The organism is Pseudomonas sp. RC10-4-2 (genome assembly GCF_050433085.1).
Taxonomy (GTDB): domain Bacteria; phylum Pseudomonadota; class Gammaproteobacteria; order Pseudomonadales; family Pseudomonadaceae; genus Pseudomonas; species Pseudomonas aeruginosa.
Genome location: NZ_JBNPXX010000003.1, coordinates 634478 through 657861 on the forward strand (window position 1 = coordinate 634478; position 23384 = coordinate 657861).

Consider the following 23384-nt stretch of genomic DNA (forward strand, 5'->3'; position numbering starts at 1 on the left):
GCCGGCAGCCTACTGCATTCGTCGGTTATTGCAATGCGACCTTGGCGGCCCTTTCAATCCTCCAGCAGGCCCAGGTAGAAGCGCCATTCCGCCAGCAGCGCATGGGCGCGATTGGCCGGCTGGCGGAAACCGTGGCGCTCCTGCGGATAGCGGTGGCACTCCACGCGCACGCCGCTGCGCCGCAGGCCGGCGACCATCGCCTCGGTCTGCTCCGGCACCACCACCGCGTCGAGCCCGCCCTGGAAGAACACTACCGGCGCGCGGATACGCCCGACCTGAAGCACCGGGCTGCGCACCAGGTAGCGACGGCGCTGGCGCAGCGGGTCGCCAATCAGCCAGTCGAGGTAGTCACCCTCGAACTTGTGGGTGCAACGCGCCAGTGCCAACGGATCGCTGACCCCATAGAGACTGGCGCCGCCGCGCAGGCCATCGAGGCAAGCCAGGGCGCGCAACGCGCTGTAGCCTCCGGCGCTGGCGCCACGGACGAAGACCCGGGCGCGGTCGATCCGTCCCTCCGCGTCCAGCTGCGCCAGCGCGGCCTCGATATCGCGCAACTCCAGGCGCCCCCACTGGCCGCGCAAGCGCTGCCGATAGGCGCGGCCGTAGCCGCTGCTGCCCCGGTAGTTCAGCGCCGCCACGGCGAAACCGCGCTGGGTCCAGAACTGCAGGCCGGCATCGAACGCCGGCGAATGCATCGAGGTCGGTCCGCCATGCAGCCACACCAGCAGCGGCGGTGGTCGTCGGGGATCGACGCGGCGGCGGGCATTGCGCGGCGGATAGAAGAAACCGTGGCCGTTTTCGCCGTTGCCCAGCCCATAGACGAAGGCCTGCGGATGCGACAGGTCGTCCTCCGCCAGCGGTCGCTCGCCGCCACGCAGCACCTCGACACGCAGCTCGTCGCGATGGATCGCCAGCAGCGCCGGCAGGCGCCCGGCCGCCGCCGCGATGCAGTAGAACGCCCGGGCATCCGCGGCCAGTCCGGCGAACCGGTTCCAGTCCGCGGCCAGGCGCCGCTCGCTGCCGTCCGCTTCGCGCAGGAACAGTTGCCCGCCGCCGGCCTCGACGCGACTGAGCAGCAGCCTTCCCTCTCCCAGCGGCAGGTAGCTGCAAGCGCCCAATTGCCAGGGCGCGCCAGCGTGGTCGGCATCGGCGAAGCAGCCGGCCAACGCTACCTCGGCGCTGGGACGCCACCAGCCGTCGCGGTCGCTCAGCCAGTGAAGGCGGCCGGCGGGATCGAAGCGTGGTTGCTGGATCGACTCGCCGCCTCCGGCTCCGGCCAGGCAGCGCGTACGCCCATTCTCCGCCAGGCCCAGGCGGGTCTCGGTCCAGGGCTGGTGCGGACGGTCCCATTCGATCCAGGCCAGCCGCCGCCCCTGGCCGGCGGCACGCGGCGCGGCGTAGAAATCGGCGCCCTCGACCAGCACCCGGCGCGCGCCATCGGCGTCCAGGCGCACGATGCGATGCACGACCCCGGTCGGCCCATGGCTCTCTTCCACCGCCAGCAGGGCATCCCAGGCATCGACGTAGGCCAGGTCGCCGTAGCGACACTGCGCCCCGCCGCCCAGCACTTGGGCTGCGCGGCCCGCTCGCCAGCGGCGTACCTGCTGGTCGGTTTCGTCGACCCAGGCCAGCCCGTCGAGCGTCACGCAGCAGGCGCCGCCGCCGTACTCGTAGACCCGGCTGCGCACCGAGCCGTCCGGCGCGGTGGGCTCCTCCAGCACGCCGTCGCGCCACAGGTACAGGCGCGAGCGCGCGCTGGCCGGATCGAATTCCACCCAGGCCAGCCCACCATGGGCCGCCTTCAGCTCGCTGAAATCGCGCCCGGCGGCCACCGCGCGCTCGGCGCTCCAGTCGCTCGGCCAGTCGCCGTAGTCGACCATTGCCTCAGGCCTTGCAGATCAGGCGTGACGCGCGCTGGTTGCGCCAGGTCAGCGCGTCCAGGCCAAGCGGCGCCTCCTCGGCCTGGCGACGGGCCGCGAGGATCAGGTCGTGCCGTGCCGACTTGGCGCAGACCGGGTCGGTGGCGTCGGCATCGCCGGTGAGGAGGAACGCCTGGCAGCGGCAGCCGCCGTGGTCCCTCTCCTTCTCCTCGCAGGAACGGCAGGGTTCGGGCATCCAGGCGTCGCCGCGGTAACGGTTGAAGCCGAACGATTCGTACCAGATGTGGCGCAGGCTGTGCTCGCGCACGTTGGGAAACTGCACCGGCAATTGCCGCGCGCTGTGACACGGCAGCGCGGTGCCGTCGGGGGTGATGTCGAGGAATACGCTGGCCCAGCCGCCCATGCAGGCCTTCGGCCGTTCCTCGTAGTAGTCGGGGGTGACGAAGATCAGCTTGCACGGATTGCCTTCGGCGGCCAGCCGCTGGCGGTATTCGGCGGTGATCCGCTCGGCGCGCTCCAGTTGGGCGCGGGTTGGCAGCAGCCCGGCACGGTTCAGCGCGGCCCAGCCGTAGAACTGGCAAGTGGCGAGTTCGACGTAATCGGCTTCCAGCTCGATGCACAGCTGGATGATCCGCTCGATGTTGTCGATGTTGTGCCGGTGGGTGACGAAGTTGAGCACCATCGGATAGCCGTGCGCCTTCACCGCGCGGGCCATCGCCAGTTTCTGGGCGAAGGCCTTGCGTGAGCCGGCGAGCAGGTTGTTCACTTCTTCGTCGGCGGCCTGGAAGCTGATCTGCACGTGGTCCAGCCCGGCCTCGGCGAAGCGCGCCAGGCGTGCCTCGTCGAGGCCGATGCCGGAGGTGATCAGGTTGGTGTAGAAGCCCAGGCCGCGCCCTGCCTCGATCAGTTCGGCGAGGTCCTGGCGCAGCAGCGGCTCGCCGCCGGAGAAACCGAGCTGTGCGGCGCCCAGCTCGCGGGCCTGGCGGAACACCTCGATCCATTCCGCGGTACTCAGCTCGGCGCCCTCGCGGGCGAATTCCAGCGGGTTCGAGCAGTACGGGCACTGCAACGGACAGCGATAGGTCAGCTCGGCCAGCAGCCAGAGCGGCGGCCCCACGCTTTCACTGCAGCTCGATCCAGAATTGCGCATGGGCCACCTCGAGGAACGCCAGGATGTCTTCGTCTATGCCGGGGACTTCGGGGAAACGCTCGCGCAGCGCCGCGACGATGGCCGCCACGTCGCGGCGGCCATCGACCAGCTTGAGGATTTCCCCGGCGCTGTCGTTGAGCTTGACCATGCCTTCGGGGTAGAGCAGCACATGGCAGTCCTGGGCCGGTTCGAACTGGAAGCGGAAGCCCCGGCGCAGCATCGGCACGATGTCGAGCGACGGCAGGCTCATGATGCCAGCCCCCGATGCCAGACCCGCTCGCGGGTCACCGTATGGTACGGCGGGCGTTCGAGTTCGTAGGCCATGCTCATCGCGTCGAGCATGCTCCACAACACGTCCAGCTTGAATTGCAGGATATCCAGCATGCGTTCCTGTGCCTCGCGGGTCCGATAGTGCTCCAGGGTGATCCGCAGGCCGTGCTCGACGTCGCGCCGGGCCTGGGCCAGGCGACTGCGGAAATACTCGTAGCCGGCCGCCTCGATCCACGGATAGTGGCGCGGCCAGCTGTCCAGCCGCGACTGGTGGATCTGCGGGGCGAAGAGTTCGGTCAGCGAACTGCTCGCCGCCTCCTGCCAACTGGCGCGACGGGCGAAGTTGACGTAGGCGTCGACGGCGAAGCGCACGCCGGGCAACACCCGCTCCTCGGAGAGCACCTGCTCGCGCTCCAGGCCCACCGCTTCCGCCAGACGCAGCCAGGCCTCGATGCCGCCCGCCTCGCCGGGGGCGCCGTCGTGGTCGAGGATGCGCTGGATCCACTCGCGGCGGACCTCGCGGTCGGGACAGTTGGCCAGGATCGCCGCGTCCTTCAGCGGGATGTTGACCTGGTAGTAGAAACGGTTCGCCACCCAGCCCTGGATCTGTTCGCGACTGGCACGGCCCTCGTACATCGCGACATGGAACGGATGGTGGATATGGTAGTAGCGTCCCTTGTCGCGCAGCGCCCGTTCGAATTCGGCGCGATCCATGGCGGCACGGCTCATGTTGGCCCCCTACAGCTGGATGTGCATGCCATCCCAGGCCACTTCGATGCCACTGGCATCCAGTTCGGCGCGTTCTGCCGAAGCGGTGTCGAGGATGGGATTGGTGTTGTTGATGTGGATGAGCACCTTGCGCGCGGCCGGCACCTTCGCCAGCACCTCGAGCATGCCGCCCGGCCCGCTCTGCGCCAGGTGCCCCATCTGCCGGCCGAGCTTGTCGCCGACCTCGCAGACCAGCATCTCGTCATCGCGCCAGAGCGTACCGTCCACCAGCAGGCAGTCGGCGCGGCGCATCCATTCGAGCAGCGCCTCGTCCACCTCGCCGAGGCCCGGCGCATAGAACAGGGTACCGGCGCTATCGAGGTCCTCGACGAACAGGCCGATGTTGTCGCCCGGATGGGGGTCGCCGCGATGCGGGGAATACGGCGGCGCGCTGCTGCGCAGGGGGATCGCGGTGAAGCGCAGGCGCGGACAGGCCGGAATGGCGAAAGGCGCGCCATCGAGGGCGATCGGCCGGTGGCGCAGGCCGCCGTTCCAGTGGGAAAGCATGGGGAACAGCGGGAAGCCTTCGCTGAGGTCCTGGTGGACCATCTGCGTGCACCAGACTTCGTGCGGGCAGCCTTCGCGCAGGCTGAGCAGGCCGGTGGTGTGGTCGATCTGGCTGTCGAGCAGGACGATCGCGCCGATCGCCGTATCGCGCGGCCGACGCGCCGGCTGGAGGGCCGGGAAGGCGGCGATCTGGGCACGGATGTCGGGCGAGGCGTTGCAGAGGATCCAGCGCTCGCCGTCGTCGGACAGGCCGATGGAGGATTGCGTGCGTGGCTGGGCCGCTACGCTGCCGTCGCGGACCCCGCGACAGTTGCGGCAGTTGCAGTTCCACTGGGGGAAGCCGCCGCCGGCGGCCGAACCGAGAATACGGATGTGCATGGGTCTGCCCCGCGGGCTGGAGGGAGGCCCCGGAAGACCGGGGCCGAACGGATCAGCGGTTGGCGAAGTAGAGGGTCACTTCGAAACCGAGACGCAGGTCGGTGAAGCTGGGCTTGGTCCACATGGGGTCGATCCTCTCTGGTGGGGCCGGGCGATTCCGGCAGGTCGAGTTAAACATCAGCGGGGCTCGCTCCGAATGAGACTTTCGAAGGAGTTTTCCCCCTGATTTGGTAGGGACTGCCTGTCCCGCCCAAGGTTCGCCGGGAGAACGCCGTTGCGCCCCCTGGTTCGCCCTGGTGCAGGGCAGAAGCCTAGTCCATGCAGGGGCGGCGGCGAGGCGAAAAAAAAGACGCGGCCAGGGCCGCGTCGCGCCAGAACCCGCCATGGGGAAAGCCGCGTCGGGACGCGGGACGAGCGCACCCGCAGGTGCCTTGGCGGAAAGGCCGCGGGTCGGAGCGATCCGCGGCGGCTGAGGACCGCTCAGAAGAAGCCCAGCGGGTTGATGTCGTAGCTCACCAGCAGGTTCTTGGTCTGCTGGTAGTGGTCGAGCATCATCTTGTGCGTCTCGCGACCGACGCCGGACTTCTTGTAGCCGCCGAACGCGGCGTGGGCCGGGTACAGGTGGTAGCAGTTGGTCCACACGCGACCGGCCTTGATCCCGCGGCCCATGCGGTAGGCGCGGTTGATGTCGCGGGTCCAGAGGCCGGCGCCGAGGCCGTACTCGGTGTCGTTGGCGATGGCCAGGGCCTCGGCTTCGTCCTTGAAGGTGGTGACGCCGACCACCGGGCCGAAGATTTCCTCCTGGAACACGCGCATGCCGTTGTGCCCCTTGAGCAGGGTCGGCTGGATGTAGTAGCCGCTGGCCAGGTTGCCTTCGAGCTTCTCGACGCTGCCGCCGGCGAGCAGCTCGGCGCCTTCCTGCTGGGCGATGTCGAGGTAGGAGAGGATCTTCTCGTACTGCTGCTGGGAAGCCTGGGCGCCGACCATGGTCTCGGTGTCCAGCGGGTCGCCGCGCTTGATCGCCCTGACCTTTTTCAGCACCTCTTCCATGAACGCCGGGTAGATCGACTCCTGGACCAGTGCGCGGGACGGGCAGGTGCACACCTCGCCCTGGTTGAAGAAGGCCAGCACCAGGCCCTCGGCGGCCTTCTCGATGAACGCCGGCTCGGCCTGCATGATGTCTTCGAAATAGATGTTCGGGCTCTTGCCGCCCAGCTCGACGGTGGAGGGAATGATGTTCTCCGCCGCGCACTTGAGGATGTGCGAGCCGACCGGGGTGGAACCGGTGAAGGCGATCTTGGCGATGCGCTTGCTGGTGGCCAGGGCCTCGCCGGCCTCCCTGCCGAAGCCCTGGACGACGTTGAGCACGCCCGGCGGCAGCAGGTCGCCGATGAGTTCCAGCAGCACGCAGATGCCCAGCGGGGTCTGCTCGGCCGGCTTGAGCACCACGCAGTTGCCGGCGGCCAGCGCCGGGGCCAGCTTCCAGGCGGCCATCAGCAGCGGGAAGTTCCACGGGATGATCTGCCCGACCACGCCCAAGGGCTCGTGGATGTGGTAGGCCACGGTGCTGTCGTTGATCTCGGCGGCGGAGCCTTCCTGGGCGCGGATGCAGCCGGCGAAGTAGCGGAAGTGGTCGGCGGCCAGGGGGATGTCGGCGTTGAGGGTCTCGCGCACGGCCTTGCCGTTGTCCCAGGTCTCGGTGACGGCGAGCAGTTCCAGGTTCTGCTCGATGCGGTCGGCGATCTTCAGCAGGATGTTCGAACGCTCCTGCACCGAGGTGCGGCCCCAGGCGTCGGCGGCGGCGTGGGCGGCGTCGAGGGCCTTGTCGATGTCCTCGGCGGTGGAACGGGGGAACTCGGCGATCGGCTGGCCGTTCACCGGCGAGGTGTTGGTGAAGTACTGGCCCTTGACCGGAGGCACGAACTCGCCGCCGATGTAGTTGCCGTAGCGAGGCTTGAAGGTAACGACGGCACCGGGGGTTCCGGGCGCTGCGTAGATCATGGCGAAGCTCTCCTGTGTGGTCGTTCCGCCGTGGCGCGGCGGACTCGTGCAAGGGCGCCGCGGTCGGCGGCGAAGGGTCGGGCGCGTCACTCGTCGACGTGCACGCTTTCCAGATAGCTGCGGATCGCCCAGAGGCCTTCCTGGCTGATGAAGTCGGCCATCTTCGGCATGTACACCGCGCCATCGCGCACCGCGCCGTTGATGACCCGCTCTTTGAACCATTCGTCGCCCTCGGCGCCGGTCTCCAGCAGGCGCAGGTCCGGGGCGATGCCGCCGGACTTGGCTTCCAGGCCGTGGCAGCGCGCGCAGTTCTGGTTGTAGGCGGAGGCGCCGATCTCGACGGCGAGGTCGTGCTTGGCGTAGGGCTTGCGGTAGGGGTTGGTGTCGCGCCATTCCTTGCCCAGCGGCTCGAGTCCCTTGGTGTCCACTGCCTGGGGGGTCACATCGCCGTGGGCCAGCGCCAGGCTCGAGAGGCTGAGACCGGCCAGCACCAGCAGGCCGCGCAAGGCGTTGTTCTTGTTCATCACTTCATTCCTCCGGGGAGACAGGACAAGGCACGGGCGCCAAACGGCGCTCATCGCCATCCTAGGAAGCTCCGCCGCGCGCCCGAATCCTGCTTTGGGCGTCCTCGCCTACTCCCTTCGGAGTAGAGCCTCGGAAGGCCTTACGCGGGGCTTTGGCAGCAAGTCCAAGTCATGCCCCGTCCGGGAAGTCTTCCCGGACGAATCGGGCGATCTTCCGTTCCCGTCGGCGCGCCCCGCTTCCACCATGAAGCCGCCGCGGCCCGAGCAGCGGCCTGCCGTTTCTCGACCCTCACTCCAAACGGGAACCCGATCATGACAACAAGAACCTCACCCGCCCCTGCCGGCCTCCTGCGCCCGAGCCTGCACTGCCTCGCCTTCGCCGTCGCCCTGGGCAGCGCTGGCGCCGCGCTGGCCAAGGATGTGACCTGGGAGGACATCGCCAACGACGACAAGACCACCGGCGACGTGCTGCAGTACGGCATGGGCACCCACGCCCAGCGCTGGAGCCCGCTCAAGCAGGTCAACGCCGACAACGTGTTCAAGCTGACCCCGGCCTGGTCGTACTCCTTCGGCGACGAGAAACAGCGCGGCCAGGAGTCCCAGGCCATCGTCAGCGACGGCGTGATCTACGTGACCGCCTCCTACTCGCGGCTGTTCGCCCTCGATGCGAAGACCGGCAAGCGCCTGTGGACCTACAACCACCGCCTGCCCGACGACATCCGCCCGTGCTGCGACGTGGTCAACCGCGGCGCCGCGATCTATGGCGACAAGGTGTTCTTCGGCACCCTCGACGCCTCGGTGGTGGCGCTGAACAAGAACACCGGCAAGGTGGTGTGGAAGAAGAAGTTCGCCGATCACGGCGCCGGCTACACCATGACTGGCGCGCCGACCATCGTGAAGGACGGCAAGACCGGCAAGGTCCTGCTGATCCACGGCAGTTCGGGCGACGAGTTCGGCGTGGTCGGCCGCCTGTTCGCCCGCGATCCGGATACCGGCGAGGAAATCTGGATGCGTCCCTTCGTCGAAGGCCACATGGGCCGCCTGAACGGCAAGGACAGCACGGTGACCGGCGACGTCAAGGCACCCTCCTGGCCGGACGATCGCAACTCGCCGACCGGCAAGGTCGAGTCGTGGAGCCACGGCGGCGGCGCTCCCTGGCAGAGCGCCAGCTTCGACGCCGAGACCAACACCATCATCGTCGGCGCCGGCAACCCCGGCCCGTGGAACACCTGGGCGCGCACCGCCAAGGGCGGCAACCCGCACGACTACGACAGCCTCTACACCTCCGGCCAGGTCGGGGTGGACCCGAGCAGCGGCGAGGTGAAGTGGTTCTACCAGCACACCCCCAACGACGCCTGGGACTTCTCCGGCAACAACGAACTGGTGCTGTTCGACTACAAGGCCAAGGACGGCAAGATCGTCAAGGCCACCGCCCACGCCGACCGCAACGGCTTCTTCTATGTGGTCGACCGCAGCAACGGCAAGTTGCAGAACGCCTTCCCCTTCGTCGACAACATCACCTGGGCCAGCCACATCGACCTGAAGACCGGCCGCCCGGTGGAGCGCGAGGGCCAGCGCCCGCCGCTGCCGGAACCGGGGCAGAAGCATGGCAAGGCGGTGGAAGTATCGCCGCCGTTCCTCGGCGGCAAGAACTGGAACCCGATGGCCTACAGCCAGGACACCGGCCTGTTCTACGTGCCGGCCAACCACTGGAAGGAAGACTACTGGACCGAGGAGGTCAGCTATACGAAGGGCAGCGCCTACCTTGGCATGGGCTTCCGGATCAAGCGCATGTACGACGACCACGTCGGCAGCCTGCGCGCCATGGACCCGGTCAGCGGCAAGGTGGTCTGGGAACACAAGGAACACCTGCCGCTCTGGGCCGGGGTGCTGGCCACCGCCGGCAACCTGGTGTTCACCGGCACCGGCGACGGCTACTTCAAGGCCTTCGACGCGAAGAGCGGCAAGGAGCTGTGGAAATTCCAGACCGGCAGCGGCATCGTCTCGCCACCGATCACCTGGGAACAGGACGGCGAGCAGTACCTCGGCGTGACCGTCGGCTACGGCGGCGCCGTGCCGCTGTGGGGCGGCGACATGGCCGACCTGACCCGGCCGGTGGCCCAGGGCGGTTCCTTCTGGGTATTCAAGCTGCCCAGCTGGGACAACCGCACCGCCAGCCGCTGATCCCCGCGCCGCGCCCTGCGAGGCGCGGCTTTCCCCGCCTGCGGAGTATCCCGATGAAGACCTTCCTCCTCTGCGCCGCCCTGCTCGGCGCCGGCCTGGCCCAGGCCGCCGACGACATCGACGACGTCCGCGTCATCGCCGGCTGCCGCCTGGAGCCCGGCGCGCGCTGCGCCAAGGCCGACCTGCGCGGCGCCGACCTGCGCAACCTCGACCTCGGCCGCATCGACCTGGCCGGCGCCGATCTCTCCGGCGCCGACCTGCGTCACGCCAGGCTCGACCTGGCCAACCTGGAAAAAGCCAACCTGCGTGGTGCCGACCTCACCCGCGCCAGCCTGCAGCAAGCCAACCTGCGCGGGGCCGACCTCTCCGGCGCCAGGGCGGTGGCGATCCAGGCCTGGGGCCTGTTCGCCCAGGGCGCCCAGTGGCAAGGCGCCGACCTCACCGCCGCCTACCTGGAGTTCGCCCGTCTCAGCGGCGGCCGCCTGCACCAGGCCACGCTGCGCGCCGCCGACCTGGAGATGACCTGGCTGTCCCGCGCCGATCTCAAGGGCGCCGACCTGCGCGACGCCAACCTGCAGGAAGTCAAGCTGGCCGAGGCCAACCTGGAAGATGCCGACCTGCGCGGCAGCAAGGTGCGCTTCGGCAACTTCCAGGGCAGCAACATGCAGGGTTGCAAGGATTGCCCCGCGGGCTGGCAGTGAAGCGCCGGACAGCAGCGACGGCCCCCCTAGCCGAGGCTGCCGCGAGCCTCCTCGGCGAGCGGCAGCGGCAGGCCCAGCCGCAGCACGCCGCTGTCGATGGCCCGGTGCACCAGTTCCGCCTGGGTACTCACCTGCAACTTCTGCTTGAGCAGGCTGACATGGTTGGACACGGTCTTGGCGCTTACCCCCAGGTGCTCGGCCACCTCGCGCAGGGCCAGGCCACGCGCGAGCAGGCGGAAGATCTCGAACTCGCGACGGGTCAGCCCGCGCAACGCTGCCCCGCCCTGCTCTTCCCACGACTGGCAGGCCAGGCGCGTGGCCAGGGGCTGCTCCAGATAGAGCTGGCCGGCGAGCACTCGCCGTATCGCCTCCAGCAGCACCGTCGGCGCCGCTCGCTTGGTCACGTAGCCGCGGGCACCGGCATCCAGCGCCTGGCGCACCAGGGCCAGTTCGTCGTGGAGGCTGAAGAACAGCACACGCAACTGCGGCAGGCGCTGGCGCAGCCGGCGAGTCAGTTCCAGGCCGCTGATGCCCGGCAGGCCGAGATCGACGATGACCAGCGAAGGAATTTCCCGCTGCACCGCCTGCAAGGCTTCTTCGCCGTCGCCGGCCTCGTTCACCTCCACGTCGGGGAGCAGCCCGCGCAACAGCGCGGCCAGCCCTTCGCGGACCACGAAATGATCGTCCACCAGCAGGATCTTCATCGTCCTCTCCTCTCAGTCGTCGCGTTCCAGCGGCATCCGCAGGCGCAACGCCAGGCCCTGTCCGGGACGGCTGCGCAGGCTCAGTTCAGCGCCCAGGCAGCGCGCGCGCTGGCGCATCGAGTCCAGGCCGAAGCCGGGTGCCGGGTCCGCCGCGCAGCCGCGACCGTCGTCGCGTACGCTCAGGTAGAGAAAGCCGCCACGGCATTGCAGGCGGATCCGCACGCGGCTGGCGCCGGCATGCCGGGCGACGTTGTTCAGCGCCTCCTGCAACAGGCGGTAGAGATGGGTCCCGGCCGCCGCATCCAGGGGCGGCAGCGGACCGCCCAGGCGCAGCTCGCAGGCGATGCCCTGGCCTTCCTGCCAGTCCGCCACGCAGGCGCGCAGCGCCTCGTCCAGCGACTGGCGTTGCAGGGCCGGCGGCGGTAGACCGCGCAGCAGCGCGCGGAAGCTGTCGTCCAGCCCCTGGCAGTAGCGCTCCAGGCGTGCCAGCGCCGGCTGCCCGTCGCCTGCCGTGCAGCGCAGCAACAACAGTTGGGTGCGGATGCCCGTCAGGTACTGGCCGATATCGTCATGCATCGCCTGGGCCAGCAAGCGCCGCTCGCGCTCCTGCACGGCGAGCAGCCAGCGGTACTCCGCCGGGCCGGCGGGTCGCAGGTCATCCATGGCGTGGCTCAGGGGGCGATCCGACAGGCCTGTCCGACGGCGCAGGCGGCAGGTCTTTCCTGGCCGAGGTGGCGGGAATAGAGGAAATCGACCCCGAGCAGGCTGAGGATCAGCAGGATGGGCAACACCAGGGTGACGGCGATGCGCATGGCGGCGACTCCTGTCCATTGTCGTTATCGAGACATGCTAGGACGCGCGGAGCCACGGCGTGCTACTACCTTGGTACTGCCGGGCCGCTACTTTTGCGCGGCCACCCGCCTCCAGCCGCCCTTGCGGGCGCCGCCGATGCAGCAGGAGCGCTGCGCAAGCGCCTGGTTCTGCTACTTTGGTACTGGTTCACCCCTCCGGACGTCGAATTTCCAAAGCAGCGCGCCTGCCCTGTAATGACGCATACAAGAAGAACCGACGAGAAGCCGCCATGCCCCGCCTTGCCTTGTCCCGCGTAGCGCCCGACTACCCTGCGGCGGTCCCGCCGCAGTACCGAGTTCGCCTTCTCCGCCTACCCGGCTGCCGACCGTCCGCGACGCGTCCCCGGCAGCGCGCGGCGGAACGCCCACCCGCTGGGCTATCGCGCCCACGACTGCTACCGTGAGCGCATTCGCATCCGCCCGCGTGCCCCGAGCCGCCACCAGCCGCCCATAACGACAATAACGAGGTGCAGGCCATGTACAAGATCCTGATCGCCGACGACCACCCGCTGTTCCGCGAGGCCATCCACAATGTCATCGCCGACGGATTCCCCGGCAGCGAAGTGATGGAAACCGCCGACCTCGACAGCGCCCTGGGCCTGACCCAGGAACACGACGACCTCGACCTGATCCTGCTCGACCTGAACATGCCCGGCATGCACGGCCTCAACGGCCTGATGAACCTGCGCAACGAGGCCCCGACCATTCCCGTGGTTATCGTCTCCGCCGAGCAGGACAAGCAGGTGGTGCTACAGGCCATCACCTACGGCGCGGTGGGCTTCATCACCAAGTCCTCGCCACGCGCGCAGATGACCGAAGCCATCGAGCAGATCCTCAACGGCAACGTCTACCTGCCCTCGGACGTGATCCGCACCCAGAAGAGTTCGCCGCGACGCAGCGGCCACGAAGAACACGGCATCTCCCCGGAACTGCTCCAGGCCCTGACCCGCAAGCAGCTGCTGGTGCTGGAGCGGATGACCAGGGGCGAGTCGAACAAGCAGATCGCCTACAACCTGGACATCGCCGAGACCACGGTGAAGGCGCACGTCTCGGCGATCCTGCGCAAGCTCAAGGTACACAACCGGGTCCAGGCGATCCTCAGCGCCGGCGACATCGACTTCGCCGCCTACCTGCGCCGCTGAGACCCGCCGATGCCCGACCGCCGTACCCTGCTGCTCACTGTCCTGGCGATGCTGGCCTTCGCCGGCAATTCGCTGCTCTGCCGCGCGGCGCTGAAGGACACCGCCATCGACGCGGTCAGTTTCACCGCCCTGCGTCTCTTCTCCGGCGCCCTCATGCTCGCCGTCCTGCTGCATCTGCGCCGGCGCCCGGCCACGCCCGCGCGCGGCGGCTGGCGCGGGGCGGCGGCGCTGTTCGTCTACGCGGCCGCGTTCTCCTACGCCTACGTGCAGCTGGACGCCGGCACCGGAGCGCTGCTGCTATTCGGCGCGGTACAGGTCACCCTGCTGCTGGCCGGCCTGCTGCGCGGCGAACGGCTGGGCGGACAGGCGCTGCTCGGTTTCCTGCTGGCCCTGGGCGGCCTGCTGTTCCTGTTGCTCCCCGGAGCCAGCGCGCCGCCGCTGGGCGGTGCCCTGCTGATGCTCCTGTCCGGCCTCGCCTGGGGCCTCTATACCCTGCTCGGCCGCGGCGGCGGCGATCCGCTGGCGGTCAGCGCGGGCAACTTCCTGCGTGCCCTTGCCTTCGCCGCCCTGCTGCTCCTGGCATTCCACGGACAGTTGCGGCTGGACGGCGCCGGGCTGGCCTATGCCCTGCTTTCCGGCGCCCTCGCCTCCGGCCTCGGCTACGCCGTCTGGTACAGCGCACTGCCGGGGCTGACGGCGATCCAGGGCGCCTCGGTGCAGCTCAGCGTGCCGGTGCTCGCCGCCCTCTGCGGCGCCCTGCTGCTCGGCGAGCCGCTCGCCCCGCGATTGCCGCCGGCGACCCTGGCGGTGCTCGGCGGGATCGCCCTGATCCTCGCCCCGCGCCTGGGCCGCGCGGCGCGCGAAGGCGCCTGAATCAGACCGAGGCTTCGCGCTCCAGCAAGTGGCAGAGCGCGGTCTTCAGCTTCATCGGCCGCACCGGCTTGTGCATCAGGGTATGGCCAAGCTCGCGGACCTGCTGCTTGAGCTCGTTGCTGTAGTTGGCGGTGATCATCAGCGCCGGCAGCGGCGAGCCGCGCCGGGCGTTGATCGCGGCGACCGCGTCGACGCCGTTGCGCTGGTCGTCGAGGTGATAGTCGACGATCAGCAGGTCGGCCTCGGCATGGTAGTTGTCGACCTGTCGCGCCAGGTCTTCCTCCGACAGCGCCGTCACTACCCGGCAGCCCCAGGCTTCGAGCAACGTGCGCATGCCTGCGCAGATCGCCGCATCGTTGTCCAGCACCCACACCCGCGAACCACGCAGGCGCTCGCGCAGGTCGTCCGCGCTGGCCAGCGGCTCGGCGCGACTGCGCGGGGCATGGCGGGCCAGCGGTACCTCGATGGCGAAGCATGAGCCCTTGCCCGGCAGCGAGCCGACCCGGACCCGGTGGCCGAGCATGCGGGCGATCTTGTCGACGATCGCCAATCCCAGGCCGAGCCCGCGGTCCTGGTGACAACGCTGTGACTCGCCGCGCTTGAATTCCTGGAAAATCTCGCCGAGCTTGTCGGCGGCGATGCCCACCCCGGTGTCCCAGACCTCGATCGACAGGCGCTGCCGATGCCGGCGGCAACCCAGCAGCACGCGCCCTCGCGGGGTATAGCGGATGGCGTTGGAAAGCAGGTTGCGGAGGATTCGCGCGAGCAGTTGCTGGTCGCTGCGGACCAGCGCCCCGCAGGCCACGAAGTCCAGGCGTAGCCCTTCGCTGGCGGCTACCTGGCGGTACTCCGCGGCCAGGTTGCCGAGCAGTTCGCCAAGCTCGAACGGGGCGATGTCCGGGGTGATCACGCCGGCGTCCAGCTTGGAAATGTCCACCAGGGTGCCGAGCAGGTTCTCCACGTCCTCCAGCGAATGGCTGATGTTGTTCACCAGCGCCTCGTTGTCCCGCGTCGCGCTGCCGCGCTCCTGCAAGGCGCTGGTGAACAGCCGCGCGGCGTTCAGCGGTTGCAGCAGGTCGTGGCTGACCGCCGCGAGGAACTTGGTCTTCGACAGGTTGGCCTGTTCCGCCTCGCGCTTGGCTTCGCGCAGGCGCGCCTCGACCTGGCTGCGCTCGTGGATCTCGCGCTTGAACTGGTCGTTGAGGGTGGTCAGCTCGGCGGTCCGCTCGCGCACCCGCTGTTCGAGGTTCTGGTAGGCCTGGTGCAGCGCCTCGGCGGTCCGCCGGCGCTCGGTGATATCCCGAATCAGCACGAACAGCCCGGCGACCCGGCCGTCGGCCTGGCGGTTCGGCACGTAGGAGCGCTGCATGTAGCGCTCCTCGCCGGACAACGCGGTCTCGGCGATCTCGAAGGTCACGCTTTCGCCGGCCAGGGCCCGCTCGAAGTACGGCTCCAGGCGCCGGCAGTGCTCGGCGCCATGCACGTCGCGCAGGCAGCGGCCGAGCATCGAGCCGCTGGGCCAGCGGTACCACTCCTCGTAGACCTTGTTGGTGAATTCGTAGACCAGTTCGTCGCTGAGATAGGCGATCAGCGCCGGCACCTGGTCGGTGATCAGGCGGATCCAGCGCTCGCTGGCACGCAACGCCTCGGCGTGGCGATAGCGTTCGGTGATGTCGGTGAAGGTGTTGACGAAGCCGCCGGTGGGCAGCGCATGGGTACGGATCTCCAGCACCCGGCCATCGAACAGGCGCTGCTCGCGGGCGCTCAGCGGACTCCCCTGGGAGTCCTGGCTGCGCGGCGTGAGCAACGGCAATTCGCTCTCCGCCATGACTTCGGCGAAGGCCCGGTGCCCGGCGATCGGCGCCAGCCCGCAGAGCTCCAGGAAGCGCCGGTTCCACAACTCCAGCACGCCGTCGGCACCGACCATCGCCACGCCCTGGGAGAGATTGTCCACCGCCCGCTGTAACAGGTGCGACTTCTGCGCCAGCGCCTGCTCGCGGCGCGCGGTCTCGCTGAGCTTGATCTCGGTGACGTCGCTGTAGAGCACCGCCAGCCCGCCGTCGCGGGTCGGTCGCTCGCTCATCCGCAGCCAGCGCTCGTCGCGCAGGCGGTACAGGGTCTGCTGGTCGCCGCCGCGCTGTTCCTCGACGATCAGCCCGCCGCTACGCGCCAGCCGGTGCAGTTCGGCGCGGCGCATGCCAGGGCCGATCCGCGCCCGGCTGTCGATCCACAGCGCGCGGAAGCGCTCGTTGAACAACACGATGCGTTGCTGCGGATCGAACAGGACGAAGGCGTCGGAGATGCTTTCGATGGCGTCGAGCAGATGCTGGTGGGCGGTCTCGGCACGCAGGCGAGCGTCGCTGAGCAACTGGTTGCTGGCCTTCAGTTCGAGCATCGTCTGGCTCAGCGCGTCGGTGCGCTCGCGGACCTGCTCGGCCAGCACCACGGAATACTGGAAGGCGCCGTAGGCCTCGTCGCTCTGCGCGGCGCTCGACTCGATGCGTCCGATCAGCGCCTGGTTGATCCGCTGCAACTTGTGCCGCTCTTCTTCGAGGGCGACGACCCGCGCCTGCAGCTCAGCGACGGACACCTCCGCGGGGTCGGCCAATGGCGACCCCGGTGAAGGTCTGGTTGATATGCATGCCATTGAATTGCTCTCCGTAGGTGTTGAAGCCGATCACCTGCTGGCTGCGGAGAAACGCGGCGGTAGCTTGCGTGTCACCGCCGACCTCCAGCTCCAGGCGCCGCAGGAAGCAGTCGCAACCGATGGTCAGCAACGGCGGTCCGAGGCGCTCGTGGAGGCGGCGGAACTGCGCCTCCAGGTTGGGCAACAGCGGGCCGGTGCTCATCGCGGTGAGAACGATGCCGTTCTCCACCGCACAGTAGAACGTCAGGCTCAGGTCCTCGTTGGCCTGCTGGATCGAGCGCACGTAATAGCGTTCGTCGACCCGCACCGCCAGCGGATGCGCGGAGAACAGGGCGAAATCCAGCGCCTGCGGTGCCACCCCGACCAGCCGGGCGTATTCCAGCGCCGCCGGCTCGGCGTTGAGTTCGTGGACCCGCCGGCTGCCGCTGTCGGCGCGGGTCACCACCAACTTTTCGGCGCGCGGCACCACGTGATGGGTGGTGAAGACCTCGAAGTCCAGCCAGGTGTTGACCAGCACCACCACTGCCGCCCCGGTATGGAACTGGCCCTGGTGGTAGACATGGGTGTGGGTCAGGTGGCGGTCGTCGCCGGCCGAGCCACCGAAGTGCGGGATCGCGCCGAGCGCCGCGCCAAGCGCGGCGAGCACCACCTCTTCGCGGCTGGACAGGCCGTCGAGCAAGGTCAGGGCGAAGCTGTGGTCCTTGATCGGCGCCAGGCCGCCGCGGCGACAGCCGGCCACCAGGGTCTCGACCATCTGCTGCGCGTCCAGCAGGCTGAAGCGCTCCATTTCGTCGATCAGCGCGCTGCTGATGGCGAAGCTGCGCACGTCGAAGCCCACCGCGCTGACGCAGCCGCGCCCGTAGCCCGCCGGAGTGATCTCGCCGGCTGTGGTGCAGCCGACCAGGTCGATGCCGCCGAAGTAGCGTTCGAGCATCTCGGCAAGGGCCGGCAGGTCGTATTCCGCGGAACAGAAGAACAGCACGAAGCCCAGGTGCGGATGGATAAGCTGGCGCGCCAGGTCCTGGGCCACCACTTCGACGTCGCGCGCGCTGGACATGCCCCTGCTGACCCCTTCCCCCTGCCCTTCGTACATGCCCGCTCCCCCGTCGTTCCGCCTCGCCAGCATTCTACGAAGGGCGCCGCCGCGGCCCCTATCCTACTTGGGTCGCGGCGGGGTCCTTCGAAAGTAGCGGTATCACCAGTTCAGTACGGCGCCGAGGGCCACGGTGTCGGTGTCCTCGTCGAGCGCGGCACCGTCGCGCCCCTCGATCCGGTAGCGGTTCAGCTCGGCGACCAGCTTGAGGTTGTCGTTGATCGTGCGGAAATAGGCGATGCCGCGACTCTCGTAGTCGGCCGCGGAACCCAGGCCGTTGCCGTCGTCGACGGTCTTGCCGTAGGACAGCGCCAGGCGGTTCTTGCCCCATGAATACGAGCCCTGCAGCAATGCGCCGCGGCTGTCCACCTCGCGCAGCGCGGCTTCGCCGGCGTTGTTGGTGAAGAAGGGATTGATGCCCTTGGCGGTGAACCCCGAACCGGTCACGGAGAAACCGCCCATCTTCACCTGCAAGCCATAGCCGACCCCCTTGGAAGTCACGCTGTCGACGCTGTCGCTGGTGTTCTTCGAAGTCTGGTAGCCGCCGTTGATCCAGCTGTAGACCTGCGCCCCGGCCAGGTCGAACTGGTAGCTGACCTCGCTCTCGTAGCGCGGGTTGTCCTGGTAGGCCTTGTCGTCGAGGCCGTCGCTGGCATCTTTGTCGATCTGGTTGGAGTCGATCGGGTCGAGGATGCCCACGGCGATGCGCAGGCCGGGCAGCAGGTTGTTGTTGCGGTAGGTGATCTGCGAGGTGGGGAACGGATACGGATAGCCGGTGCCGATGTTGCCGAAGGAGACGCCCTTGCCGTCCACCAGGCCGAGGGTGTCGCTGGGGTTGCCGAAACCGGCCAGCAGTTCGTCGAGGAAGATGTTCGAGCGCGAGAACAGGCCGAAGTCCTTGCCGATCAGCACCTCGCCCCAGTCGCCGGCGACCGTGCCGTAGAACTGACGGACGTCGATGGCGGTATCGGTGCCGTCGGTCTCGCTGTCGTTGATGGTCACCCAGAAGGAAGCGCGACCACCGAGGCTCAGCTCGTCGACCTTCCTGCCGAAGTTGAAGCCGATGTAGTTCGGCAGGAATCCCATCTTCACCCGCGACTGGCGGCGATCGTAGGTCTCGCCCTGGCGGTCGACGTCGCTGTTGACGTAGAAGGCGTTGAAGTAGCCGTCGGTGGAAAAGGTGGTCTCGTCCTTGTCGTACAGCAGGATGTCGGCGGCGGCCGGTTGCAGGCCGCCCAGGGCACCCAGCGAGGCCAGGGTCAGCGGCAGGATTCGGCGAACGGCGGTGTTGTTCTTGTTCATGGCGCACTCCGCGAGGTGAAACGACCGGGCCGGTCGTGGCGGAGCCGATTATCGAAACCGGGAAAGCCCGGCCATACGCTTCCTTGGGCCTGCTTCGACGCTTCTTCATGGTGGGCGCGCGTGCCGCTGCGCAAGGCGCGGGCAGCGCTCCTCCGGCGGTAGCGCAACCTTGGTCGCGGCGGGAGCGCCACCGAAGCAGCGCGGCTTTCGACCTAACGCCGCAGTGACGCCGGCAAGGCTGTCGTCGAGTTACCGCGTGGCTCGCTTCAGCGCCGGCTGGAAAGCACCCACCAGCCGCCGCGCGCCTCCAGCAACCGGGCCTGGGCCGCGAGCAGGTCGTCGCCGCTCAGGCCGAGGGCGGCCTCGGCGAGCAGCCGGGAGCGACCGGCGCCACCGCCAAGGTGCTCCGCCCAGGCGCGCCGTGCTCGCTCGGCGAAGCTACCCGGCGCTCGGCGCAGGTCGTCGGCGAGGGCTTCGCGCAGGCCGGCCAGGCGTTGCGCCGGCAGTTGCGCGAGCGCCTCGACGGAGCGCTGGAGGAAGGTCTCCATATGCTCCAGCAGGCGTTCCGGGCAGGCACGCGGGGATTGCGCGGCGAACAGCAGGCCGCGCCGGGCGCCGACCTCGCGGAAGCCGCAGAACAACGCGTAGCCCAGTTGCAGCTCGTCGCGCAGGCGCCGCTGGAAGGCCGGTTCGTGCAGGCGCGCCAGCAAGCGCCAGGCCGCCTCCATCGGCACCTCCTGCGTGGGCAGCGGACAGAACAGCAGCAACGCCGACTCGCCGTCCATGGCCAGTTCGCGGCGATGCCGTCCGGGCCTCGGCGGCAGAGGCTCCAGGCGCTCGCCGGCAGCCTGGCCGGGCATCCATCGGGGATCTGGCATCGCGGCCTGCATGACCAAGGCGTCCCAGCGGGTCCGCCGCCAGTCGTCGACCTCCGCCAGCGGCTCGCCGAGTAGGCCGGGCAAGGCGTCCAGCAACTGCCGGATCGGCAGGCCAGTGGCGCTGCAGCGCCGCTCGGCGGAGGACAGACGCTCGCCGTTTGCGCGCCAGTCGGGCGGCGCCGCGAGGAGCCGGGCCAGGGCCGGGCGCACGGCGGCCTCGAGGCGATCGCGCGGACCGAGCAGGCTCAGCGACCAGTCTTCGCCGAGCGCCTCCAGGCCCATCTCCACTCCCCCCAGGCGCGCCTGGCCGCACAGCGGACGCAACGCCTGGCGCAGCGCCAGGAAGCGTGACCGTGCGGGCACACCGGGAAAGCGCCAGCGCAGGAACAGCGCGCCCTCGGCGGCGGCACTGGGCGGCAACGGCAGTTCGAAGCGCCAGGCATGCCGCTGCGCGGCCAGCGGCGGCGCTGCGGCAACCGGCGCCACACTCAGGCGGAAGCCCGCCGACCAGCGCGCTTCGGCACCGTCGAGTTCGCTGTCCAGGTGCAGCCGCAGGCAACGGTCGGCGCGCAGCGCGTCCAGGCAGGCCGGGCGAATCTCCGCTGGCAGGCCAAGAACGCGCTGGCGTAGTCGCTCCAGCGGTGCAGTGGGCTCCGCCAGCAACGGCCGGCGCGCCGCCAGCAGGCTGGCGGCATCGTCGCGCAGGTCGCCCAGCCAGTCGAAAAAGGCCGCCTCCAGCGCCGCCGCCGCGCTGCCGTCGAACAGTTCGAAGGTCAACGCCAGGAGCGCCTGCCGCGCGTCCCGATGAACCACCCGCAGCGCCGCCGATTCGCCCAGGCCCTGTTCGCCGAGTGCCGCCAGCAACCCGCCCGGCGAGCGATCGCCGAGCAATTCGGCGAACGCCTGCAGGGTCTGTTCGTCGGCCTCCCGCAAAGCGTCGAGGGCAAAGCCCAGCACCAGCCGCGGCGGTCCCGGCAGGCGCAGCGCCAGCGCTTCGCCGGCGAAGGGCAGCAACGGCGGCGGCGGCGGACTCGCGCCTGGCGCGCGCCCCGGCAGGTCGGCGCAGGCACGCTGCGCCAGCCTCTCCAGCTCGTCCAGTGCCTGCGGCCCTTGCAGCCATAGCTGGCAATTGCCGGCGTGATAGTGGGCGGCATGGAATTCGCGCAGGGCCCGCTGGAACGCATCGTTCTCCAGGGCCAGGCTGTCGCGGCGCCCGGCAGCGAAACGCCGCAGGGGGTGTCCGGCGGGCAGGCCGAGGGCCAGCGCCGCGTCGATCAGGGTCTGCTCGTCGGCCGAGCGCGCCAGGTATTCGGCCTCGAGTACTTCGCGCTCGCGCCGTTGCGCATCGATGTCCAGCAAGGGGCGGGCGAGCATGTCGATCAGCCGTGCCAGACCGGCGCCAAGGTGCTCCGCCGTCACCTCGAAGAAATAGTCGGTGGTCCTGCCCCGGGTGCTGGCGTTGACCTGGCCGCCGCGCACCTGCAACCACGGCATCAGGCGCTCGTCGCCGGGAAACGCCGCGCCACCGAGAAACGACAGGTGCTCGAGGAAGTGGGCCAGGCCGGGATGCGCGCTCGGCTCGTCGTGGCTGCCCGCCGCCACCCGCAGCCAGGCAGCGGCGCGCGATGCCGCCGGATCATGCGCCAGGTGCAGGCGCAGGCCGTTGGGCAGCACGCAGGCGCGGCTCCTGGGGTGGTGTTGGGCGTGGCGATCCATGGGCGTCCTCGCGGGTTCCGAGGCTGAACCTTACCCTTCCGCGAGGCGAAGGAAATAGTCCTTTCGCCGAGTCGTATCAGGAAGCCGGCGGCTCCTGGCCAGACGCTTCCTCGGAGTACAGCGCCCGTCCGCCGTCGGCCTTGAGCGCCTGCAGGACCTCCGGCGCACGGCACGGGGCGAACAGGTCGAGGCCGGGATCGTAAGCGCCGGTGCGCACTTCCAGCAGGCCGAGCATCGAGTGGAACAGGTTGTCCTGGGACAGCTCCTCGTTGCTGCGCTGGCGCAGGCAGCTACTGTCGAGGCCGAAGGCGCTCTGGTAGCCGGGCGAGAACCAGGCCAGCATGCCGACGTGCTTCTGCTGGTCCGGCGCCAGCAGGTAAGGCGTGCCATGCAGGTAGAGGTTGTACTCGCCGAGCGACTCGCCATGGTCGGAGAGGTAGAGCATGCCGGTATCGATGCGCTCTTCGTTCTTGCGCAGCAGGTCGATCAGGCTGGCCAGCACGTGGTCGGTGTACAGCAGGGTGTTGTCGTAGCCGTTGATGATGCTGTCCCGCGAGCAGGCGCTGAAGTCGTTGCTGGCGCAGACCGGGGTGAACTTCTCGTACTCCCTGGGATAGCGCTTGAAGTAGGCCGGGCCGTGGCTGCCCATCTGGTGCAGGACCAGCACGGTGTCCTGTTGCAGCCCGTCGATGAAGGCCTGCAAGTCGCGCAGGAGGATCTCGTCATGGCACTCGCCGCCGGCGCACAGGGCCGGATCCTTGCTCTCGCTCAGGTCCTGGAAGGCGACGCGGTCGCAGGTGCCCTTGCAGCCGGACTGGTTGTCCCGCCACAGGACCCGCAGGCCTGCGCGCTGCAACACATCGAGAAGGCCTTCCTGGGTGCGCGCGCGAGCGTCGCTGTAGTCCGCGCGGCCCAGGTTGGAGAACATGCAGGGCACCGACACCGCGGTCTCGGTACCGCAGGAGTGCACGTTGGAGAAGTTGATCAGGCCCTCCTCGGCCTTCAGCCGCGGGTTGGTCTCGCGAGCGTAGCCGTTGAGGCCGAAGTTCTGTGCCCGCGCGCTCTCGCCCACCACCAGCACGGTCAGCGACTTGCGCGCATGGCCCTGCCACAGGGCGGCGCGCCGGGCATCGACGGCGATCGGCCGCAGCGGCTGGCTGGCGGCCTGGGCCTGGCCCTTGGCGTAGCCGATGGCGGCGCCGACCAGGTTGCTCGGGGTGACCTGCAGGCGCAGTTCCTTGTTGTTGCGGAACAGCGAGGACAGCCCCTGGTAATTGGCCAGCGCCACCCCGGCGAGCAGGGCCAGGCAGGCGAGCGCCACCAGCAGCTTGCTCAGCAGCTCGCGTGGCCACGGCCGGTAGCGCACCGGGGTGCGCCACAGCAGCCAGACCGGCAGCGCACCAAGCAACACCAGGTAGACGGCGAGCTTCGGCGAAAGCAGGTCGGCGACCTCGGCCGGGTTGGTCTGCATGACGTTGCGCAGCATGCCGACGTCCATCAGCACGCCGTACTGGGTCATGAAGTAGGTGGTACCGGCGGCCGCCAGGATCAGCAGGGTCAGCGCCGGCTTGAGCAGCCAGCGGAACGCCAGCAGGGTCAGCGCCAGGTTGAAGATCGCGGCGATCATCAGGCCGACCGCCAGCATCATGCCGAGGCCCTGCCAGCCCCCCGGGGTGATCGCCAGCAGGCGTTGCCACAGCGGCAGGTTGTAGAACAGCAGGAAGGCGAGGCTGACCAGCAGGGTCAGCAGTTCGGGACGGACGGCGCGGGCTTTCGACATGGGCACGGATCTTCACTGACTTACGGGTTGCCGTG

The 23384-nt window shown here is 69.2% G+C and carries 20 protein-coding genes; 4 read left to right on the plus strand and 16 right to left on the minus strand.

The features are described 5' to 3' along the window. Window positions 1–53 precede the first annotated feature (53 nt). The 8 genes from FHW81_RS18380 to pedF form a co-directional block, all read right to left on the minus strand. Window positions 54–1880, minus strand: coding sequence for an alpha/beta hydrolase family protein (locus FHW81_RS18380; RefSeq protein WP_031801555.1), 1827 nt, complete (start codon window positions 1878–1880; stop codon window positions 54–56). 4 nt (window positions 1881–1884) lie between these two features. After that, a complete protein-coding gene (pqqE, locus tag FHW81_RS18385) occupies window positions 1885–3030 on the minus strand; it encodes a pyrroloquinoline quinone biosynthesis protein PqqE (protein WP_003119136.1) in 1146 nt (381 codons plus the stop codon). After that, window positions 3002–3280, minus strand: coding sequence for a pyrroloquinoline quinone biosynthesis peptide chaperone PqqD (gene pqqD / locus FHW81_RS18390; protein ID WP_023091382.1), 279 nt, complete (start codon window positions 3278–3280; stop codon window positions 3002–3004). The genes pqqE and pqqD overlap by 29 nt, the downstream gene beginning before the upstream one ends. Further along, entirely contained in the window at window positions 3277–4029 is a 753-nt protein-coding gene (gene pqqC / locus FHW81_RS18395; protein WP_003111679.1) for a pyrroloquinoline-quinone synthase PqqC, read from the minus strand. The genes pqqD and pqqC overlap by 4 nt, the downstream gene beginning before the upstream one ends. Window positions 4030–4038: 9 nt before the next feature. Continuing rightward, window positions 4039–4953: a pyrroloquinoline quinone biosynthesis protein PqqB gene (gene pqqB / locus FHW81_RS18400; protein ID WP_023091383.1), complete on the minus strand. Its 915-nt coding sequence runs from the start codon at window positions 4951–4953 to the stop codon at window positions 4039–4041. 52 nt (window positions 4954–5005) lie between these two features. Further along, window positions 5006–5077: a pyrroloquinoline quinone precursor peptide PqqA gene (pqqA, locus tag FHW81_RS18405; protein ID WP_003106462.1), complete on the minus strand. Its 72-nt coding sequence runs from the start codon at window positions 5075–5077 to the stop codon at window positions 5006–5008. A 356-nt stretch (window positions 5078–5433) separates the two neighbouring features. Next, a complete protein-coding gene (gene exaC, locus FHW81_RS18410; RefSeq protein WP_003117412.1) occupies window positions 5434–6954 on the minus strand; it encodes an acetaldehyde dehydrogenase ExaC in 1521 nt (506 codons plus the stop codon). An 86-nt stretch (window positions 6955–7040) separates the two neighbouring features. Continuing rightward, window positions 7041–7478, minus strand: coding sequence for a cytochrome c-550 PedF (gene pedF / locus FHW81_RS18415; protein ID WP_003107652.1), 438 nt, complete (start codon window positions 7476–7478; stop codon window positions 7041–7043). A gap of 312 nt (window positions 7479–7790) precedes the next feature. On the opposite strand from pedF, the gene exaA reads away from it, so the two are divergent. Both exaA and FHW81_RS18425 read left to right on the plus strand, forming a co-directional pair. Beyond that, window positions 7791–9662, plus strand: coding sequence for a quinoprotein ethanol dehydrogenase (gene exaA / locus FHW81_RS18420; RefSeq protein ID WP_003088524.1), 1872 nt, complete (start codon window positions 7791–7793; stop codon window positions 9660–9662). A 53-nt stretch (window positions 9663–9715) separates the two neighbouring features. Next, window positions 9716–10363, plus strand: a complete 648-nt coding sequence (locus tag FHW81_RS18425; RefSeq protein WP_003088520.1) for a pentapeptide repeat-containing protein — start codon at window positions 9716–9718, stop codon at window positions 10361–10363. A gap of 26 nt (window positions 10364–10389) precedes the next feature. Here the strand turns inward: FHW81_RS18425 and FHW81_RS18430 are convergent, their stop codons facing one another. Genes FHW81_RS18430 through FHW81_RS18440 form a run of 3 tightly spaced genes read right to left on the minus strand, consistent with a single transcriptional unit; the run spans window position 10390 to window position 11879 of the window. Beyond that, window positions 10390–11067 (minus strand): response regulator transcription factor, encoded by a 678-nt coding sequence (locus FHW81_RS18430; RefSeq protein WP_003124732.1) that lies wholly within the window; start codon window positions 11065–11067, stop codon window positions 10390–10392. Window positions 11068–11079: 12 nt separating this feature from the next. After that, the gene (locus FHW81_RS18435; protein WP_023091384.1) at window positions 11080–11730 is read right to left on the minus strand and encodes a sensor histidine kinase; all 651 of its coding nucleotides are present in this window, start codon (window positions 11728–11730) and stop codon (window positions 11080–11082) included. 8 nt (window positions 11731–11738) lie between these two features. After that, window positions 11739–11879 carry a hypothetical protein gene (locus tag FHW81_RS18440; RefSeq protein ID WP_023091385.1) on the minus strand — a complete coding sequence of 47 codons (141 nt, stop codon included), beginning with the start codon at window positions 11877–11879 and terminating at the stop codon, window positions 11739–11741. Window positions 11880–12394: 515 nt separating this feature from the next. Between FHW81_RS18440 and agmR the strand changes: the two genes are divergently transcribed. Further along, on the plus strand, window positions 12395–13060 hold the full coding sequence (agmR, locus tag FHW81_RS18445) for a response regulator AgmR (RefSeq protein ID WP_023091386.1): 666 nt from the start codon (window positions 12395–12397) through the stop codon (window positions 13058–13060). 9 nt (window positions 13061–13069) lie between these two features. Beyond that, entirely contained in the window at window positions 13070–13933 is an 864-nt protein-coding gene (locus tag FHW81_RS18450) for a DMT family transporter (RefSeq protein WP_003113465.1), read from the plus strand. A 1-nt stretch (window position 13934) separates the two neighbouring features. Here FHW81_RS18450 and nahK read toward each other — a convergent pair whose 3' ends face one another. The 5 genes from nahK to FHW81_RS18475 form a co-directional block, all read right to left on the minus strand. Continuing rightward, window positions 13935–16580, minus strand: a complete 2646-nt coding sequence (gene nahK, locus FHW81_RS18455) for a hybrid sensor histidine kinase/response regulator NahK/ErcS' (protein WP_010895594.1) — start codon at window positions 16578–16580, stop codon at window positions 13935–13937. Beyond that, a complete protein-coding gene (gene nosP / locus FHW81_RS18460) occupies window positions 16510–17673 on the minus strand; it encodes a nitric oxide-sensing protein NosP (protein ID WP_023089884.1) in 1164 nt (387 codons plus the stop codon). Before nosP ends, nahK begins: the two co-directional genes overlap by 71 nt. A 102-nt stretch (window positions 17674–17775) precedes the next feature. Continuing rightward, window positions 17776–18975, minus strand: coding sequence for a porin (locus FHW81_RS18465; protein ID WP_023086329.1), 1200 nt, complete (start codon window positions 18973–18975; stop codon window positions 17776–17778). A 266-nt stretch (window positions 18976–19241) separates the two neighbouring features. Next, entirely contained in the window at window positions 19242–21569 is a 2328-nt protein-coding gene (pqqF, locus tag FHW81_RS18470) for a pyrroloquinoline quinone biosynthesis protein PqqF (protein WP_049876859.1), read from the minus strand. Window positions 21570–21645: 76 nt separating this feature from the next. Then, entirely contained in the window at window positions 21646–23349 is a 1704-nt protein-coding gene (locus FHW81_RS18475; protein WP_004343291.1) for a phosphoethanolamine transferase, read from the minus strand. Between the last annotated feature and the right edge of the window lie 35 nt (window positions 23350–23384).

Bases quoted from the DNA above. Each gene is read 5' to 3' on its own strand.
- FHW81_RS18435 (WP_023091384.1), bottom strand. From the start codon at position 11,730: ATGGATGACCTGCGACCCGCCGGCCCGGCGGAGTACCGCTGGCTGCTC.
- pqqD (WP_023091382.1), bottom strand. From the start codon at position 3,280: ATGAGCCTGCCGTCGCTCGACATCGTGCCGATGCTGCGCCGGGGCTTC.
- agmR (WP_023091386.1), top strand. From the start codon at position 12,395: ATGTACAAGATCCTGATCGCCGACGACCACCCGCTGTTCCGCGAGGCC.
- pqqC (WP_003111679.1), bottom strand. From the start codon at position 4,029: ATGAGCCGTGCCGCCATGGATCGCGCCGAATTCGAACGGGCGCTGCGC.
- exaC (WP_003117412.1), bottom strand. From the start codon at position 6,954: ATGATCTACGCAGCGCCCGGAACCCCCGGTGCCGTCGTTACCTTCAAG.
- FHW81_RS18425 (WP_003088520.1), top strand. From the start codon at position 9,716: ATGAAGACCTTCCTCCTCTGCGCCGCCCTGCTCGGCGCCGGCCTGGCC.
- FHW81_RS18380 (WP_031801555.1), bottom strand. From the start codon at position 1,880: ATGGTCGACTACGGCGACTGGCCGAGCGACTGGAGCGCCGAGCGCGCG.
- pedF (WP_003107652.1), bottom strand. From the start codon at position 7,478: ATGAACAAGAACAACGCCTTGCGCGGCCTGCTGGTGCTGGCCGGTCTC.
- pqqF (WP_049876859.1), bottom strand. From the start codon at position 21,569: ATGGATCGCCACGCCCAACACCACCCCAGGAGCCGCGCCTGCGTGCTG.
- exaA (WP_003088524.1), top strand. From the start codon at position 7,791: ATGACAACAAGAACCTCACCCGCCCCTGCCGGCCTCCTGCGCCCGAGC.
- nosP (WP_023089884.1), bottom strand. From the start codon at position 17,673: ATGTACGAAGGGCAGGGGGAAGGGGTCAGCAGGGGCATGTCCAGCGCG.
- FHW81_RS18430 (WP_003124732.1), bottom strand. From the start codon at position 11,067: ATGAAGATCCTGCTGGTGGACGATCATTTCGTGGTCCGCGAAGGGCTG.
- FHW81_RS18450 (WP_003113465.1), top strand. From the start codon at position 13,070: ATGCCCGACCGCCGTACCCTGCTGCTCACTGTCCTGGCGATGCTGGCC.
- nahK (WP_010895594.1), bottom strand. From the start codon at position 16,580: ATGGCATGCATATCAACCAGACCTTCACCGGGGTCGCCATTGGCCGAC.
- pqqE (WP_003119136.1), bottom strand. From the start codon at position 3,030: ATGCGCAATTCTGGATCGAGCTGCAGTGAAAGCGTGGGGCCGCCGCTC.
- FHW81_RS18475 (WP_004343291.1), bottom strand. From the start codon at position 23,349: ATGTCGAAAGCCCGCGCCGTCCGTCCCGAACTGCTGACCCTGCTGGTC.
- FHW81_RS18440 (WP_023091385.1), bottom strand. From the start codon at position 11,879: ATGCGCATCGCCGTCACCCTGGTGTTGCCCATCCTGCTGATCCTCAGC.
- pqqB (WP_023091383.1), bottom strand. From the start codon at position 4,953: ATGCACATCCGTATTCTCGGTTCGGCCGCCGGCGGCGGCTTCCCCCAG.
- FHW81_RS18465 (WP_023086329.1), bottom strand. From the start codon at position 18,975: ATGAACAAGAACAACACCGCCGTTCGCCGAATCCTGCCGCTGACCCTG.